A 4292-nucleotide genomic window follows, 5' to 3' on the forward strand; every position below is an offset into this window, starting at 1 on the left:
TCGGGCGGTGGATCCAGCTTGAAGAAGACCCGCAGGTCGTCATAGCCGCCGATCTGTTTGCCGTCGATGAAGGTCTGCGGCGTCGTCTCGACGCCGTGCTCCTCCATGAAGCCGTCGGTTTCCTCCCGCGTTTTCAGGTGATGGTCCTCGACCTCATAGCCCTTGGATTTCAGAAGATGACGCGATTTCAGTCCGTAGGGGCAGATATGGTCGGGCATGACCATGCGGTAGAGCTTTGCTGTCTTTGCCTCAGCCATGGCGACTTTCCTCTCTTTTGGCGAAATCAATGAAAATCCCGCCGATCATGCGAAGCGGCGGGATTGCGAACATGCCGCTCGGGGCAAGCGATCGTCACGATTGGCTGTTGCCGCTCGGGCGCGAGCGGCCGTGGTTCTGCGAGGTGCTGGCGTCGGGCTCCTGGCCGAAATAGGTGCCGCCGAGGTGGCCGCCGGCGCTCGTATGCTCGACCTGGCGCAGCGTGCGTTCCGTTTCCTTATCCTTGTCGATCTTGCTCATGGCAATTTCTCCCTTGTTTCGGACACTCGGTTGGGAAACCGCGTGGCGGGAGGAAATGTTCCGTGTCGAGCGGCAAGGGAGATCCGGCGAAGGCTCGAAGCGTTCAGCCGTGCGCGCGGATCGTGTCGAGAAACTCCGCGCCATAGCGCTGCAGCTTGGTCTTGCCGACGCCCTGGATCTCGAGCATGGCCTCGGCGGAACCCGGTCGATGACTGGCTAGCGCGATCAGCGTCGTATCGGGAAAGATCACATAGGGCGGCACGGCAAGTTCCCTGGCGAGCGCCGTGCGGGTGGCGCGCAGCGCCTCGAACAGGGACTGATCCTGTTCGGAAAGCGCGGCCTTCGCGTCGTTGCGTCTGCGCGTCCCGGTAGAGGCCTTGCCCTTCGGCGCCCGGTCGACCCGGAAGCGCAGCGATAGCTCGTGCCGGAAAACCGCACGCGCGCCGGGTTCCAGCTTCAGCGCGCCAAAGGCCTCGTGATCGACCCGGATCAGCCCCTTGGCAAGCAATTGCCGATAGACCGATTGCCATGTCTTGGGCGCGATATCCTTGCCCGCGCCGAAGACGGGCATGGTCGCGTGGCCGAAGCGCTCCGTGCGCTCGGTCTTGTTGCCCGTCAGAACGTCGATCAGGTGTCCGGCGCCGAAGCGCTCGCCGGTGCGATAGATCGCGGCCATGGCCTTGATCGCGGCTTCCGTGCCGTCCCATGTCTCGACCGGCGACAGGCAGGTGTCGCAATTGCCGCAATTGCCTTCGTGCCGCTCGCCGAAATGGGCAAGGATCGCCTGCCGACGGCAGTCCGCCGTCTCGCAGATGCCGAGCAGGGCATTGAGCTTGGCGCGTTCGACGCGCTTGATCTCATCGGCGGCGGCGGAGCGATCGATCATGCGCCCGCGCTGCGTGACGTCGGCCATGCCGTAGACCATCCAGGCATCGGCCGGAAGACCGTCGCGTCCCGCGCGCCCGGTCTCCTGGTAATAGGCCTCGACGGAGCCCGGCAGGTCGAGATGGGCGACATAGCGGACATCCGGCTTGTCGATGCCCATGCCGAAGGCCACGGTGGCCACGAGGCAAAGCTCGTCCTCCTTCAGGAACGCGTCCTGATTGGCGTCGCGGGCCTCCCGCGTCATGCCCGCGTGATAGGCGAGCGCCCTGATACCCTCGCCATTCAGCCATTCCGCCGTTTCCTCCACCTTGGCGCGCGAGAGGCAGTAGACGATGCCGCTTTCGCCCTTGTGGCGGGAGAGGAAATCAAGAAGCTGGCGGCGCGGCTGGGCCCGCTCGACGATCTCATAGGTGATGTTGGGCCGGTCGAATGAGGTGGTGAACACCGCCGCGTCTCGCAGCGCGAGGCGATCGATGATGTCTTCGCGGGTATGGGGATCGGCCGTTGCCGTCAGAGCCATGCGCGGCACGCCGGGAAAGGCCTCCGCCAGCCTGTCGAGCGCGCGGTATTCCGGACGGAAATCATGACCCCACTGGGAGACGCAATGGGCCTCGTCAATGGCGAAGAGCGCAATCTGAAGGTCGCGCATCATATCCATGAAGCCGCCCGTTGCGACGCGTTCCGGGGTGACGTAGAGAAGGTCGAGCTCGCCACGCGCCAGCGCCCGTCGTGTCACGATGAAATCCTCCTGCGACAGCGAGGAGTTCATCGCAGCTGCCCGGACGCCAAGCTGTTTCAGCGCCTCGACCTGGTCGCGCATCAGCGCGATCAGCGGCGAGATCACCACGCCGACGCCCTGGCGGCAGAGGGCGGGAACCTGATAGCAGAGCGACTTGCCGGCCCCCGTCGGAAACAGAACCACGGCATCGCCGCCTGAGACGACCTGATCGATCACGGCGGCCTGTTTTCCGCGAAATTTCGAGTAGCCGTAGATTTCCTTGAGGACGGCGAGCGGTTCGGCGAGGGTGCAATCGGGCAAGAGCGATTCCTTGAGGTGGCAGAGACCGCCACTATCGCAAATCCCGTCGTCCGGATCGAGCCTGCCGGCGCGTTTTACCGCCGCTGAAATGTGCCTGCATGGGCAATAGCCCGAAACGCCGGGCAGCGTTTCGAGCAGTCCCCATCCTCGAATCTCGCATTGCCTCGGGCTTCGGCAAGACGCTCAGCCCCGGATCTCCGAGACGTAGACCAGGCGCCTCTCGCGCGCCGAGAGATCGGCCGCTTCGGCGATCTCCAGCGCCTTCAGCCCGTCATCGCCGCTCGGCGACATCGCCGCGCCCGATTTCAGGTTTTCCGCGAAACTGCGGATTTCGGCGGCAAAGGCGTCGACATAGCGGGTCATGAAGAAATCATAGATCGGCGGGCGCAGGAAACCTTCGGCCGTCGCCAGCTCGATCGAGGCGGGCCGCAGGTTCTCGGCCGAGACGGCGCCCTTGGAGCCCAGAACCTCGATCCGCTGGTCATAGCCGAATGTGGCGCGGCGCGAATTGGAGATCGTGCACTGACGGCCGGAAACGGTCGTGAGAATGGTCGAGGCGCTGTCGAAATCGCCGATCTTGCCGATCTCCGGATCAATCAGCGCCGAGCCGCTGGCCTGCACGGTCTCGATCTCTTCGCCGAGCAGGAACCGGCTCATGTCGAAATCGTGGATCGTCATGTCCTTGAAGAAGCCGCCGGAGGAAGCGAGGTAGGAGATCGGCGGCGGGGCGGGGTCGCGGGAAACGATGTGCAGCATTTCGGGATTGCCGATCTTGCCGTCGGCGATCGTCTGCTTCAGCGCCTGGAAATTGGGATCGAAGCGGCGGTTGAAGCCGAGCATCAGCCGCGCGCCGGTCTCCGCAACCACGGCAAGGCACTGGCGCGCGCGGGCCGAATCGAGATCGACGGGCTTTTCGCAGAAGATCGCCTTGCTGGCGCGGGCGAATTTCTCGATCAGGTCGGCATGGGTCCCGGTCGGCGTGGCGATGATGACCGCGTCGATATTGTCGTCGGCGGCGATATCGTCAATTGTCGAGACTCCGGTCTCGTAAAGCGCGGCAATCTCGCCGGCGGCTTCAGCATTGGCGTCGGCGATGGCAGCGAGCTTCACGCCCGCTACCGAGGCAACGGCGCGCGCATGCACCCGGCCTATCCGCCCTGCGCCCAAAAGTGCAATAGATACAGTCATATGTCCTCCCGCATTTCCGTATCGGCGAACGATCTTGTGCCGCTTGTGAAAATAGAATAAAAATTCTAAAAACACCAAATGTAGAATATGTCAAGTGCAATAGCGGAGCCGCCCATGCCCAACCGTGAAAGTGATGCGCCCGATACGATCGACGCTTTTTTTGCCCGTCTCGCGGAGCGCTCGCCGGGCTTTCCCAAGCGCCTGAGGCAGTGCGCCGATTTCGTCGCGGCCAATCCGGACCGGGTGGCTGTCTCGACGGTGGCCGAACTCTCGGCGGAAGCCGGCGTTCAGCCTTCCGCCTTCATGCGGTTCTGCCAGGAACTTGGCTTTTCGGGCTTTTCCCAGATGCAGCGTCTGTTCCGGAGCGACTATTCGCGCAAGTGGCCGGATTATGCGACCCGTATCGACTCGCTCAGGAATCACGGTTCCGACAGTCCGGCGGCGCTGCTCGCCGAATTCGTAGAGGTCGGCCGTCTGTCGCTGGAAAACCTGCTGGCCTCGGTCGAGACGGAAGCGCTGAACGAGGCCGTGGCGATGCTGGCAGAGGCCGAGACCATTCACCTCGTCGGTTTCCGCCGCGCTTTCCCGGTGACCTCCTATCTCGCCTATGCCTTCGAGAAGATGGATATTCCAGCCTTGCTTGGGAGCCTTAAGGATGACCAAA

Annotated in this window: 5 protein-coding genes; 1 reads left to right on the forward strand and 4 read right to left on the reverse strand. The window is 63.4% G+C overall.

The features are described 5' to 3' along the window. The 4 genes from AC5DC2_RS20220 to iolG form a co-directional block, all read right to left on the reverse strand. A partial coding sequence (locus AC5DC2_RS20220) for a glutaredoxin domain-containing protein (RefSeq protein ID WP_491699777.1) occupies nt 1-257 on the reverse strand: 257 nt, incomplete at its 3' end. 94 nt (nt 258-351) lie between these two features. After that, nucleotides 352-516, reverse strand: a complete 165-nt coding sequence (locus tag AC5DC2_RS20225; protein WP_197489645.1) for a hypothetical protein — start codon at nt 514-516, stop codon at nt 352-354. Nucleotides 517-619: 103 nt separating this feature from the next. Next, a complete protein-coding gene (recQ, locus tag AC5DC2_RS20230; RefSeq protein WP_491699778.1) occupies nt 620-2440 on the reverse strand; it encodes a DNA helicase RecQ in 1821 nt (606 codons plus the stop codon). A gap of 183 nt (nt 2441-2623) precedes the next feature. Beyond that, complete coding sequence (gene iolG, locus AC5DC2_RS20235; RefSeq protein ID WP_024710208.1) at nt 2624-3628, reverse strand: inositol 2-dehydrogenase; 1005 nt, start codon at nt 3626-3628, stop codon at nt 2624-2626. A 114-nt stretch (nt 3629-3742) separates the two neighbouring features. Here iolG and AC5DC2_RS20240 point away from each other — a divergent pair. Beyond that, nucleotides 3743-4292 (forward strand): MurR/RpiR family transcriptional regulator (locus AC5DC2_RS20240; protein ID WP_491699779.1); only part of this gene is annotated, 550 nt, incomplete at its 3' end.

This window comes from Martelella sp. (assembly GCF_984369615.1).